At 62.0% G+C, this 12,413-nt stretch carries 11 protein-coding genes; 9 read left to right on the top strand and 2 right to left on the bottom strand.

Features of this window, described 5'->3' with window-relative positions; genetic code table 11:
* Positions 1-5 precede the first annotated feature (5 nt).
* From FHT77_RS02955 to FHT77_RS02920, 8 genes are all read left to right on the top strand, one after another.
* A complete protein-coding gene (locus tag FHT77_RS02955; RefSeq protein ID WP_183752353.1) occupies positions 6-866 on the top strand; it encodes a S49 family peptidase in 861 nt (286 codons plus the stop codon).
* 19 nt (positions 867-885) lie between these two features.
* A complete protein-coding gene (locus tag FHT77_RS02950; RefSeq protein ID WP_016552949.1) occupies positions 886-1,080 on the top strand; it encodes a hypothetical protein in 195 nt (64 codons plus the stop codon).
* 77 nt (positions 1,081-1,157) lie between these two features.
* Positions 1,158-2,117 (top strand): glycine--tRNA ligase subunit alpha, encoded by a 960-nt coding sequence (locus tag FHT77_RS02945; RefSeq protein ID WP_183752351.1) that lies wholly within the window; start codon positions 1,158-1,160, stop codon positions 2,115-2,117.
* 337 nt (positions 2,118-2,454) lie between these two features.
* Complete coding sequence (locus tag FHT77_RS02940; RefSeq protein ID WP_183752349.1) at positions 2,455-3,006, top strand: LemA family protein; 552 nt, start codon at positions 2,455-2,457, stop codon at positions 3,004-3,006.
* A gap of 92 nt (positions 3,007-3,098) precedes the next feature.
* Positions 3,099-4,358, top strand: coding sequence for a 3-phosphoshikimate 1-carboxyvinyltransferase (aroA, locus tag FHT77_RS02935; protein WP_183752347.1), 1,260 nt, complete (start codon positions 3,099-3,101; stop codon positions 4,356-4,358).
* A 40-nt stretch (positions 4,359-4,398) separates the two neighbouring features.
* Positions 4,399-6,339, top strand: coding sequence for a DUF2207 domain-containing protein (locus tag FHT77_RS02930; protein ID WP_183753857.1), 1,941 nt, complete (start codon positions 4,399-4,401; stop codon positions 6,337-6,339).
* 124 nt (positions 6,340-6,463) lie between these two features.
* Positions 6,464-7,735 carry a phosphoribosylamine--glycine ligase gene (gene purD / locus FHT77_RS02925; protein ID WP_183752345.1) on the top strand — a complete coding sequence of 424 codons (1,272 nt, stop codon included), beginning with the start codon at positions 6,464-6,466 and terminating at the stop codon, positions 7,733-7,735.
* Between the two features lie 103 nt (positions 7,736-7,838).
* Positions 7,839-8,303 (top strand): plant virulence effector HPE1-like domain-containing protein, encoded by a 465-nt coding sequence (locus tag FHT77_RS02920; protein WP_183752343.1) that lies wholly within the window; start codon positions 7,839-7,841, stop codon positions 8,301-8,303.
* A 106-nt stretch (positions 8,304-8,409) separates the two neighbouring features.
* Here the strand turns inward: FHT77_RS02920 and FHT77_RS02915 are convergent, their stop codons facing one another.
* On the bottom strand, positions 8,410-8,637 hold the full coding sequence (locus FHT77_RS02915; protein ID WP_183752341.1) for a hypothetical protein: 228 nt from the start codon (positions 8,635-8,637) through the stop codon (positions 8,410-8,412).
* A gap of 100 nt (positions 8,638-8,737) precedes the next feature.
* On the bottom strand, positions 8,738-10,264 hold the full coding sequence (locus tag FHT77_RS02910; protein WP_183752339.1) for a winged helix-turn-helix domain-containing protein: 1,527 nt from the start codon (positions 10,262-10,264) through the stop codon (positions 8,738-8,740).
* 292 nt (positions 10,265-10,556) lie between these two features.
* Between FHT77_RS02910 and FHT77_RS02905 the strand changes: the two genes are divergently transcribed.
* Complete coding sequence (locus FHT77_RS02905) at positions 10,557-12,374, top strand: methyl-accepting chemotaxis protein (protein WP_183752337.1); 1,818 nt, start codon at positions 10,557-10,559, stop codon at positions 12,372-12,374.
* Positions 12,375-12,413: the final 39 nt, after the last annotated feature.

The following is a 12,413-nucleotide window of genomic DNA, read 5'->3' as shown; positions in this document are numbered from 1 at the left end:
GGAAAATGGCCGGATTTTTGAAGAGGTTGCTGCCGAAGCGTTTCCGTAGGGACGGCGTGGTAATCCCCGTCGTCCGGCTTCACGGCCCGATCATGAGCGGTGGAAGCCAATTCCGGCCGACGCTCAATCTGGCCTCCGCCGCGCAGGTCCTCGAAAAGGCCTTCAGCTTCAAGGATGCGCCGGCGGTTGCCATCTCGCTCAATTCCCCCGGCGGCTCTCCTGTTCAGTCGCGCCTCGTCTTCAGCCGCATCCGCGACCTTGCGCGTGAAAAGCAGAAGAAGGTTCTTGTCTTCGTCGAGGATGTTGCCGCATCCGGCGGCTACATGATCGCTCTTGCCGGCGACGAGATCATTGCGGACCCCACCTCCATCGTCGGCTCGATCGGCGTCGTCTCCGGCGGCTTCGGCTTTCCGGAGCTGCTAAAGAAGATCGGCGTAGAGCGCCGCGTCTATACGGCCGGCGAAAACAAGGTGATCCTCGATCCGTTCCAACCAGAGAAGGAAAAGGACATTGAATACCTGAAGACCCTTCAGCTGGAGATTCATCAGGTCTTCATCTCCATGGTTCGCGAACGGCGTGCTGGTAAGTTGAAGAACGACGATGTGGTCTTTTCTGGCCTTTTCTGGACCGGCACTCGCGGCCTCGAACTCGGCCTTATCGACGGACTGGGCGACATGCGTCAGGAATTGAAGCGTCGCTATGGGGCGAAAACCAAGCTCGAACTGGTGATGCCAGCGCGCGGTCTTTTCGGAAGGCGCATTCCGGGTATATCGTCAGCCAACCTGGAAGGCGCAGGCGCCGGTCTCGCAACCGGGCTGGTCGACGCCGCCGAGGAGAAAGCATTGTGGAGCCGCTACGGGCTCTGAGGGAGCGAAGGCTGGCATCATGCCGCAACTGATAATCATCGTCGTTCTGCTGGTCGGCGCCTGGCTTCTCTATCGCCGCTTCGTCGCCGACGCGCAACGGCTGGCCGCACGATCCCGTCGGGAGGAGAAGGAGCGCCAGACCGGCGCCATCGGTACGCTGGTCAAGGATCCGGTTACCGGCGAATACCACCTGAAAAAGGACGAGGACGAGTAGGGCCGCAAAAGCCTTGACCCGTCTGGCCGGGCGTGGCACCTGTCCGCGCACTTTTGTACGAATTCGGAAGCCGTTCCATGTCTGCAGCAATCCCCGACCATATGAACCCGAAGCGCTCGTTCCAGGCGCTGATCCTTACGCTCCATAACTATTGGGCGGACAAGGGTTGTGCGGTGCTGCAGCCTTACGACATGGAGGTTGGCGCCGGCACGTTCCATCCGGCAACGACGCTTCGTGCGCTCGGCCCGAAGCCATGGAAGGCTGCTTATGTGCAGCCGTCGCGCCGTCCCTCGGACGGCCGTTATGGCGAGAACCCGAACCGCCTGCAGCACTATTACCAGTATCAGGTCCTGCTGAAGCCAAACCCACCGAACCTGCAGGAACTCTATCTCGGCTCGCTCGCCGCCATCGGCCTCGATCCGCTGCTGCATGACATCCGTTTCGTCGAAGACGACTGGGAAAGCCCGACGCTCGGCGCCTGGGGTCTCGGCTGGGAGTGCTGGTGCGACGGCATGGAAGTGTCGCAGTTTACTTATTTCCAGCAGGTCTGCGGTATCGAATGCTCGCCCGTCGCGGGCGAGTTGACCTATGGTCTCGAGCGTCTGGCGATGTATGTGCAGGGCGTCGACAACGTGTACGACCTGAACTTCAACGGCCGCGAAGGCGACGAGAAGATCAGCTACGGCGATGTCTTCCTGCAGGCCGAACAGGAATATTCACGCCACAATTTCGAATACGCCAATACGGAAATGCTGCATCGCCACTTCATCGATGCCGAAAAGGAATGCCAGGCGCTTCTCGCCGCCGGCGCGCCTGGCGACAGCGATAATCAGAAGCTGCACAAGTGCGTCTTCCCGGCTTACGATCAGTGCATCAAGGCGTCACATGTTTTCAATCTGCTGGATGCGCGCGGCGTCATCTCGGTTACCGAACGTCAGAGCTATATCCTGCGTGTGCGGACGCTGGCGAAGGCCTGCGGTGAGGCCTTCCTGCAGACGGATGCGGGTGGAGTGAACTTGGCGAAAACCGCCGCTTGAAGAGCGGCAGTCAGCGGCGCTCGTCGCTTCTGATCTCGACGCGGCGTTCCACCGGACGAGCCTTGCTCTGGACGAAAAAGTACATTGCGATGGCCAGTATGTTGAGCAGGAAAATAAACGCGCTCATGGTCTGAATGATCCTTGTCGCAGTTTGCGTATGCACGCCAGTTCAACGTGCAGAGTGAAAATAGGGCTTCGGCCGGTGCGACGGTATCGTGATTTTTCACTACCCCCCGTCCAGTGATTGCCCCGAAAGAGGGCCGGAATGCGGGATGACAATCTGCGGTAACCCGCATAGTCTCCGGGCATACTTTCGGTCGTTGCGGGGGATTCGCGAATGTATGTAATTCTTGGCCTTATTGTCCTGGTCGCGCTCTATGCCGTCTTTGTCTACAACGGCCTTGTTCGCGCGCGGCAGATGGCCGAGGAAGCCTGGTCCGGCATCGATGTGCAGCTGAAGCGCCGCGCCGACCTGATCCCCAACCTGATCGAGACGGTCAAGGGCTATGCCGCCCACGAGAAGACGACACTCGAAGAGGTCGTTGCCCTCCGCAATAAGGCGCAATCGGTTCCGGCGGGCGACGTCGCCGGCCGGGCCCAGGCGGAAGGTCTGCTCGGCCAGGCGCTCGGCCGTGTGCTAGCCCTGGCCGAAGCCTATCCCGACCTGAAGGCGAACGAAAATTTCCGCGAGTTGCAGACCTCGCTGGAGACGATGGAAAGCGAAATCCAGATGGCCCGCCGTTACTACAATGGCGCCGCCCGTGATCTGAACGTCAAGGTCGAAAGCTTCCCCTCCAACCTTGTCGCTGGCCAGTTCGGCTTCCAGAAGCGGGACTATTTCGAGATCACCAACGAAGCGGATCGCGCCGTTCCGACGGTAAAGTTCTGATATCCGCCATTTGCCTTTGCGTAAAAACTGCTATGAGCAGGGCATGATCGTGGCCTGATGTGGCCCTCGCGCAAAGACGGAAAAGACAGGCAATGAGTAAAGACAAGCTCACCATCATCCCGCCGGACAAGCCGCTGACAGGTCGCGCCGTCCCGCCCGGCTCGAAATCGATCACCAACCGCGCGCTGCTCCTGGCAGGTCTCGCCAAGGGCAGGAGCCGCCTGACCGGCGCTTTGAAGAGCGACGACACGCGCTATATGGCCGACGCTCTCCGCGCCATGGGCGTCATCATCGAAGAGCCGGATGACACGAGCTTTGTCGTCACGGGCAGCGGCAAGCTGCTGCCGCCGCAGGTGCCGCTTTTCCTCGGCAACGCCGGAACGGCGACGCGCTTCCTCACGGCCGCTGCCGCCCTGGTGGATGGCACCGTCGTCGTCGACGGTGACCAGCACATGCGCAAGCGCCCGATCGGTCCGCTGGTCGATGCACTGCGTTCGCTCGGCATCGACGCGTCGACCGAAACCGGCTGCCCGCCGGTCACCGTCAAGGGCACTGGCCGTTTTGAGGCGAGCCGCATCCAAATCGATGGCGGCCTGTCGAGCCAATATGTCTCGGCGCTGCTGATGATGGCTGCTGGCGGCGACAAGGCGGTGACGATCGAACTGCTAGGTGAGGACATCGGCGCGCTCGGCTACATCGATCTGACCACAGCGGCGATGCGCGCCTTCGGCGCCAAGGTCGAGAAGACGAGCGCGGTGACCTGGCGCGTCGAGCCGACCGGCTACACGGCAGCAGATTTCGTGGTCGAGCCCGACGCCTCTGCCGCGACCTACCTCTGGGCGGCCGAAGTGCTGACATCGGGCAAGATCGACCTCGGTGTCGCGAATGGCGCGTTCACGCAGCCGGACGCGAAGGCCTATGATCTGATCGCCCAGTTCCCGCATCTTCCAGCTGTTATCGACGGTTCGCAGATGCAGGATGCGGTTCCGACCTTGGCAGTTCTTGCGGCTTTCAATGAGACGCCGGTCCGCTTCGTCGGCATCGCCAATCTGCGCGTCAAGGAATGCGATCGTATCCGCGCCGTCTCGACCGGGCTCAACAACATCCGCCAGGGGATCGCGGCCGAGGAAGGCGACGATCTGGTTGTCCAGTCCGATCCATCGCTGGTTGGACAACGCCTGCCTGCCAACATCGACACCTTCGCCGACCACCGCATTGCCATGAGCTTTGCGCTCGCCGGCCTGAAGATCGCGGGCATCACGATCCTCGATCCGGACTGCGTCGGCAAGACCTTCCCGGCCTATTGGCGGACGCTATCAGGGCTTGGCGTGACCTATGCCGACGAAGGCTGAGATTATCTGAAGCGGCCGGGCGCCGCGGGCGAGGGGTATGATGATCCGACGGCTTTCCGGCCTTTGCTTCGTTCTGTTTCTGATGCTTGCGGGGCGTGGCGCCATCGCTGCGGAGGTGATCAACGCCTTCACCTCTGACATAGCGCTTGAGAAGAGCGGTGCGATGACGGTGACGGAGACGATCTCCGTCAATGCCGAAGGCAATCGTATCCGGCGCGGCATCTTCCGCGATTTTCCGTTGACCTATCAGGATGCGGAAGGCCGTCTCCGCCGCGTCGATTTCGACGTCATATCGGTGAAGCGCGATGGCCGCGACGAGCCATGGCATACCGAGTCCATCAGCGGCGGTATCCGCATCTATGCCGGCTCGGAAGACGTCACCGTGAGCTACGGCCGCCACGACTACGTCTTCACCTACCGCACCAATCGCCAGATCCGCTATTTCGACGATCACGATGAACTCTATTGGAATGTCACCGGCAACGGCTGGATCTTCCCAATCCTGACGGCGACGGCCGCGGTAAATCTGCCTGGCGGTGTCAATGCGACCGACACGGCTTTCTTCACAGGGCCCCAAGGCGCGACCGACAGGAACGCGAAGGTGTCCGGCGGCGGGGCGCGACTGCTGTTTTCGACGACCCAGCCGCTCAATGCGGGCGAAGGACTGACGATCGCCGTCAAGATGCCGAAGGGCTCGATCAATCCGCCGAGTGCCGACGATGAACGTCGCTGGTGGCTGAGCGACAACCGCGACTACTTCCTGGGATTCGGCGGGCTCATTCTTGTCTTCCTCTACTACACGCGCTCCTGGCTGAAGGTCGGCCGTGACCCGGCGCGCGGCGTGCTGGTGCCGCGCTGGGATCCGCCCGACGGCATATCGCCGGCACTGGTGAACTATATCGACAATCGTGGCTTCTCCGGGCAGGGCTGGACGGCGCTGTCGGCCACTGCCCTCAATCTGGCGGTGCGCGGCTATGTCGTGCTGGACGACCTCAAGAATTCGATCATCATTCGTCGCACCGACAAGCCGGTTGGCAAAGAAAGGCTGGAAGCCGGAGAAGCCAGCCTGCTCAACGCAGTGGGAACCAAGGGCTCGCTGGCGATCGACGAGGCTAACGGAACGAAGGTGAAATCGGTGGGCGACAGCTTCCGCGCCGCCATCGAGCGCGAGCACCGCGGCAAGTACTACAACGCGAATACCGGTTACACGACGGGCGGCATCGCGCTCAGCGCCGCGTCACTGGTGGCCCTTTTCGTCTTCGGAACGCTGGAGCCCGATACGATCGCCTTGATGATCATTCCGATCGTCGTTGTCGTCTTCCTCTCGGTTTTCGTTGCCGGTTTCGCCAAGTCACTCCGTCCGGGCAGATCGCTTGGCGCCAAGATCATGTCCGTGATCGCGATCGCCTTTGCCGTCTTCATCGGCTTCAGCATCGTGTCGTCACTGGCACTGGCGCTGTTCTCCTCGCTGGTCGAACTCCACGAAACGCCGATGCTCTTTGCCATTGGCGGCATCATTCTCCTGAACCTGCTCTACGTCTTCATCATGGGAGCGCCGACCCCGCTCGGTGCCAAGCTGATGGACGGCATCGACGGTCTACGCCAGTACATGACGCTGGCCGAGAAGGACCGCATGAACATGGCAGGGGCGCCTCAGATGTCGCCTCAGCACTTCGAGAAGCTCTTGCCCTACGCCGTGGCGCTCGGCGTTGAAAAGCCCTGGTCGCGCACCTTCGAGACATGGCTTGCCGCAGCAGCGGCAGGCGCCGCGGCCGCTTACGCCCCATCCTGGTATTCCGGCAATTTCGGCAGTGGCAACTTTTCCGATCGTATCGGCGGCTTCTCCTCGTCGATGGCCTCAACCATCGCGTCCACCATTCCGGCGCCGCCGTCCAGTTCGTCCTCCGGCTTTTCCGGTGGCGGTTCCTCGGGCGGCTTCTCTGGTGGCGGCGGTGGCGGTGGCGGCGGTGGCGGCTGGTAGGACCCCGCGAAGCGATCCGGCTTGCCCAGCGGTAAGCATTCCTGCTTGACCCGGGCAAGCATTCTCGCTTGACCTTTCGGCGCTCTCCCCTTAACCGCCAGACGGAAACGTGAAAGGGACGGGCATGAAGGTTCTGTTGATCGGATCGGGCGGACGCGAACACGCATTGGCCTGGAAGCTGGCGCAATCGCCTCTCATGAGGGAATTCTACGCCGCGCCCGGCAATCCCGGCATAGCCGAGCATGCGACCCTGATTGCCCTCAATGTCGACGACCATGATGCCGTCATCGCCTTCTGCAAGGACAAGGCGATCGACTTCGTCGTCGTCGGCCCGGAAGCGCCGCTCGTCGCCGGCATTGCCGACAAGCTGCGCGCAGAAGGCTTTGCGGTCTTCGGCCCGTCGGCAGCAGCAGCCCAACTCGAGGGCTCGAAGGGCTTCACCAAGGATATCTGCGCCCGCTACGACATCCCGACCGGCGCCTATCAGCGCTTCAACAACGCTCCGAAGGCCAAGGCCTATATCCGCCAGCAAGGCGCCCCGATCGTCGTCAAGGCTGATGGTCTTGCTGCCGGAAAGGGCGTGACCGTCGCCATGACCGTCGACGAAGCGCTTGCCGCCGTTGACGATTGCTTCGAGGGTGCCTTCGGTGCGGCTGGTGCCGAGGTTGTCATCGAAGCCTATCTCGACGGCGAGGAAGCGAGCTTCTTCTGCCTCTGCGACGGCAAGCATGTCCTGCCGCTCGCAACGGCCCAGGATCACAAGCGGGTGGGTGAGGGCGATACTGGTCCGAATACCGGCGGCATGGGCGCCTATTCGCCGGCGTCTGTCATGACCAAAGAGATGGTCGAGCGCACGATGAAGGAAATCATCGAGCCGACCATGCGCGGCATGGCCGAGAGCGGCTATCCCTTTTCCGGCGTCTTCTTCGCCGGTCTGATGATCACCGCCAAGGGCCCCGAGCTTATCGAATACAATGTCCGCTTCGGCGATCCCGAATGCCAGGTGCTGATGATGCGCCTGAAGAGCGATCTTCTGCCGCTCCTCCATGCTACCGCCACCGGCACGCTCGATCAGGTGTCCGCCGAATGGACGGATGATCCGGCCCTCACGGTCGTCATGGCATCGAAGGGCTATCCTGGCTCCTATGACAAGAACACCCCGATCGCTCATATCCCGGATGCGGGCGAGGGCGCCAAGGTGTTTCATGCCGGCACAGCCCTGAAGGACGGAGCACTGGTCGCAACCGGCGGCCGTGTCCTGAACGTTACCGCGACAGGCAAGACCGTTGGCGAGGCGCAGGTTCGCGCCTACACGCTGCTCGACAGGGTCGACTGGGACAACGGCTTCTGCCGCCGTGACATCGGCTGGCGCGCGGTCGAGCGCGAAAAGGCGTGAGCAAACCCGAAATCGGGTCAGTTCTCTAAATTTTTACCCTTTCCCCTGACGTGATGGAAACAAAGCCGCGCTAATCTCCTCTCAACGTGAGACGGAGTGTTCCATGCGTCAGGTTCTCTTGGGTGCGATAGCTGTGTTTGCGGCAGGCTCTGCCTGTGCCTCCTCGATCGAGGTGGTCGGCAAGGACGCGCATACCGATGGCGGGAGCATCAGCCAGGAAAGCTGCCAAACCTGCCCGCCGCTTGAAACCGTCGAACGCAAGAAGGACTACACCGTCCCAACGCTCGCGCCCGGCTCGCTGCAATCCTCGGAAATTCGCGATGTCGATGGCCAGAAGAAGCTTTATCGCACCGAAGGCTGGATGGGTGGGTCGCCGGTCGTTTTCGTAACCAAGGCCCCAACCGAGTCCATGACAGCCGCCAAGCAGCCGGCCGACAACATTGACCGTGCCTCGACGACGGCGGCGGTTATCGGTGGCGACGTCCAGCCGATCGCGGCGGGCCTGGGAGCTGCGCCGAAGGAACAAATGACGCCGCTCGACGTTTCTAAGTTCGAGCTTCGGCCCTGATTTCCAGTTCCCTGCCCCAGCCTGACCAAGGTTTCGGTCGACCGGGGTCCACCCCCGCGGTGGATAAAATGCGTCCCTGAGAGAAGCAGGGGCGCATTTTTCGTTTCTAGGGCGCCTTGCCGAACGGGGTGCTTCCGAAGGTCGGGACAAGCAGACGTGCAAGCGCCTGCCATCCGGTCGAAGCATTCAACCAGCGCAGATGCTGTTTGGTGCCGTGCCTGACGGCCGCCAGTCCTGCTTCGCTTTCGTCAGGGGCCAAGTCGGCACTGGGTTCCGGCTGAGGGGAATAGATGCGTCCCTGATCGAGGGAAAGGATGGTCAGTGTCGTAATCATTGCCGTCTCCCACTTGTGGTTTTGCTGTGGAAGCAGTCTCTGCTGGTTGCGGTGTTCCGGTCCTGAACCGCAAGCGGAAAAGTTCCGAAACGATCCGAATCTATCGCTCCGAAACGCCCGCCAATCGCAACCCGTCGAGGACGCCGGCGATGCGATCCGGATATTTGCTGGCCTGGCCGGCGCGGATGCGCTCGATCGTGATGTCAGGCGTCAGTCGTCTCAACGCTGCAAGATGACGATGGGCTTCCTCCATGCGCCCGAGATGCGCGCTCGCTGCAATGAGGACCCATAAGGTAGCTTCGAAATTCGGATTGCTGGCAAGCGCCCTCGACGCCCACGCGACGGCCTGATCGTACTCTCCAAGGACGACATAGGCATGCGCGATACCGCAAAGCGAGAAATGTGCGCCCCGATCGCCGGGCGTTAGCCGATTGGCCCTGTGGAAGTGGCTGAGCGCATCGCTGATGTCGCCGCAATGAAGATGCCCGACGCCCGCCCTGACAACCGCCATCGGATTGTTGGGATTGGATTCGGCGGCCGCCTGCAAAACCGCGAGCCCCCAATCGTAGTCCTTCACCGTCTGCATCAAGGCGACGCCGCAATGGGCCATGACCATGGCGTCACCCGCGCCATGCTCCAGCGCCTTCCGGGCCAGCGCGGCACATGCACGCACATCGTCGTCGGTGAGCGCCGGCCAGCCCATCGTGTAGCGATGCTCGAGTGCCCATGCAGCATGGGAAAGCAGCTGCGCGTTGTCCGGCTCGACTGCGAGCCCCTGCATGAGAAGGGCATAGGCGGCCGCGTTGTCGCTTTCAATTTCCGTCGAGATCTTCGCCAGTGCCTGCAGGTAGATGTCGTAGGTGGCGACGCTTCCCGGCCGTTCGCGCCGTGATCGCTCGATCTCGGCCGTCTGAATCAGCGGTTCGATCAGCGTCGCGACGCGTTCGGTGATGCGGTCCTGAAAATCGAATATCTCGTCCAGGGTGCCATCGAAGGTCTGCGCCCACATATGTGTTCCGCCTTGACCTTCGACGAGTTCTGCCACGATACGGAGCCGATTGCCCGACTGGCGGATGCTCCCCTCAAGCACGTAGCGGACGCCGAGTTCGGCGGCAATCTTTCGCACATCCATTCCCCTATAGGCAAAGGAACAGTCCCGGGCGATCACGGCAAAGCTTCGGAACCGGCTCAAGGCCGCTATGATTTCGTCGACGATCCCGTCGGCAAAATAATCCTGCCTCGGATCGCCACTGAGATTGCTGAAGGGCAGGACTGCGAGTGCCGGCCGCAGCTCCTGGGTCGCAGCCGCTTTCGCCTCCACGGTTGTCGGCATGAAGCGGTAGCCGGTGCGCGGCACCGTCGCGATCCATTCCTGCCCATCGGGCGCCGGCCCAAGCGCCTTGCGCAGCGCGGCGACCTGGACGGTCAGGTTGCTCTCCTCGACGGCAATTCCGGGCCAGACGCGCTCCATCAACGCATCCTTGGAAACAACGCCGCCGCGGCCTTTAAGTAACGCTTCAAGAAGGGCAATGCCGCGTTGGCCAAGCGGGACCACCCGCCCGTTCCGCAGCAGGCCGCGGCCGGGATCGAGAACGAATTCACCGAAGGCATACGAAGGCTCAGCCATGTCAGAAATATAGCTCAACCATCGGCCTCGGAAAACCGTGCGGCGAGCCTTGCGAAAGCACTTCAACTTTCGGGCGCACGGATGAATCAAGCTCTCCGCGGACTGCAAGAATGCACTGATTACATTTGATAATCCTGCAGGCGTTCATCACTTGGCAATTGTTAATTCCTTCACTCTAATTCTAACGACCAGGCCGGAAGACGCATGTTGTCGTCGCCAAGCGCGGGTCAGCGCAGAGGTCGGGAGTTCACCGATCCGGAATTGCCGAACCCACCGTTTTCGCGAGACATTCATGAAAAAGCTTAAGATTGCTCATCAACTGTTCGCCCTTGTGGGCGTGCTCATGGCAGCCTTCGCCATCGCCACTTATTTCCAGATCAAAACGACCTCGCAGGCGATCTACGACGACCGCTTCGACCTTCTGCGTGCGCAGGTTCAGTCCGGGATCTCCATTCTCGACTCCTACTACCAGCGTGAAAAGTCAGGCGAGATGACGCATGAGGCCGCGCAGGCCGAAGCATTCAAGGTTCTCTCCAAGGTCAAGTTCGAACCGGCGGGCTACCTCTTCGGCTACGACTACGATGTCGTCCAGCGCTTCCACCCGAAGCCCGATAATATCGGCAAGAACATGGGCGGGCAGGTGGACCAGAACGGCACTTATTTCAGCAAGGACATGGTCGCCAAGGGACGGGCCGGCGGCGGTCGTACCATCTACTACTGGAGCAAACCCGGCCAGCCTGACGACGAGCTGTTCGAGAAGGGCTCCTACTCGGCCGCCTTCGAGCCTTGGCAGCTGGTCGTGTCCAGCGGCGTCTACCTCGACGACCTGCAGGCGCAGATCAATGAGGCGATCTGGAAGGCGCTCATTGCCTGCGCGATCATCGCGGTCGCCGGTATCGCTGCCGCCTTCTATTTCATTCGCGGCATCTCCAAGCCGCTGCAGGATGTGCACCAGGCGCTGGAAGCGGTTGCCGACGAGAACGTCGCGCTCGCAATCCCGCATGCCGACATGAACAACGAAGTCGGCATGATGGCAAAGGCGACGCAGTCGCTGCAGCAGAAGGTCAAGGAGCGTCACGCTATGTCCGAGCGCGAGGCTGCCCAGCAGATGGCCCTCGACGGCGAACGCGAAAACAGCCAGCGCCTGCAGCGCGAGGAAACGGTCGCCCAGAACCACGTCGTCTCGACCATCGGCCAGGCATTGGAGCAGATCGCACGCGGCGACCTCACGGTGCGTTGCGCCGATCTCGGTCAGAAGTACGCAGCCCTCCGCGACAACTTCAACGACGCGCTATCGCACCTCGAAGCGGCGATGGCCAAGGTCAGCGCCAAGGGCGGCGACATTGCCGTCAGCAAGGAAGAGATCCGTCGCGCCTCCAACGATCTGTCGCAGCGCACCGAGCGTCAGGCCGCGAGCCTCGAGGAAACCTCGGCAGCCCTCGACGAGCTGACCGTTGCCGTTCGTCAGACCGCCGAAGGCGCCCATGAAGCCAGCAAGCGCGTCGAGGCCGTGAGCGGCGAGGCGAGCCGCAGCGATGCGGTTGTCTCCGAAGCGATCGAAGCAATGAGCGGTATCGAGAAGTCGTCGGCCGAGATCGGCAAGATTATCGGCGTCATCGACGACATCGCCTTCCAGACCAACCTGCTGGCGCTGAACGCCGGCGTCGAAGCCGCCCGCGCTGGCGAATCCGGCAAGGGCTTCGCGGTCGTTGCTCAGGAAGTCCGCGAACTCGCGCAGCGTTCGGCCGCCGCCGCCAAGGAGATCAAGGATCAGATCGCCCGCTCGTCAGGTCAGGTCGATCAGGGCGTTCGCCTGGTCGGCGAAGCCGGCGAGGCGCTGAAGCGCATTTCCGACCAGATCAAGGCCGCCAACGAGATCGTTGCCAAGATCGCCCACAGCGCCTCCGAGCAGGACACGACGCTGCGCTCGATCTCGTCCTCGATGAACCAGCTCGACGCCGCGACCCAGCAGAACGCCGCAATGGCGGAGGAAACCACTGCGTCGGCCGAGTCGCTGGCAACCGACACCGACGAGCTTCTCAACCTCATCCGCGGTTTCCGCGTCGGCAACAGCCAAGACTACAGCGCGCAGGTTCGCCGCGCCGCCTGAGCGTAGGCAGCAAAACAAATGAGCGGCCGTCGGAGCGAT

Origin of the sequence: Rhizobium sp. BK181 (assembly GCF_014193305.1) — a bacterium.
Classification (GTDB): domain Bacteria; phylum Pseudomonadota; class Alphaproteobacteria; order Rhizobiales; family Rhizobiaceae; genus Rhizobium.
The sequence above is the reverse complement of the archived record's forward strand: the minus strand, read 5'-3'. Positions and strand labels throughout refer to the sequence as shown.